1 pseudogene is annotated in these 445 nt (G+C 74.2%); it reads right to left on the bottom strand.

Features of this window, described 5'->3' with window-relative positions:
- Positions 1 to 445: pseudogene (locus MKK68_RS26480) on the bottom strand (hypothetical protein); the annotation flags it as partial.

Here is a 445-nt window from a genome sequence, read left to right as displayed (position 1 = left end):
TCGGCGAGGGCCATGAGGGCTCCTGCGAGCTCGGTGAGGTTGGCCGAGGCCGCCTCGACCTCGCGGGTGCCGGCGGCGGTCTGCTGGCTCGCCTGGCGGATGTTCTGCAAGGCGCCCATCACCTGCTCGATGCCGAGCTGCTGCTGGTTGGTTGAGGCGATGATCTGCTGGAAGGTCTGCGTCGCTTCTTCGACCCGCGCCGTGATCTCCTCGATCGTGCGCTGGGTCGTATCGGAGCGCGCCTTGCCAGCGGCCGCCCGCTTGACCGCCTCCTCCGTCAGGGCCGCGTCATCCCCCCCCGCGGGGCGCAGCGCCAGGCGAGGCTCGACCACGAGGTCCGCGCCCGTCCGGTCCGGCTGCGCGAGCCGACCGTCGAGCCGGCGCCCGCGGCCGCCGGCGCGGACGGGCTGTCGCGCGCGAGCCGTCGCGGGCTCGATCTGTTCGC

Origin of the sequence: Methylobacterium sp. E-016, from assembly GCF_022829745.1 — a bacterium.
Taxonomy (GTDB): domain Bacteria; phylum Pseudomonadota; class Alphaproteobacteria; order Rhizobiales; family Beijerinckiaceae; genus Methylobacterium.
This window is presented reverse-complemented; position numbering and strand designations above follow the sequence as displayed.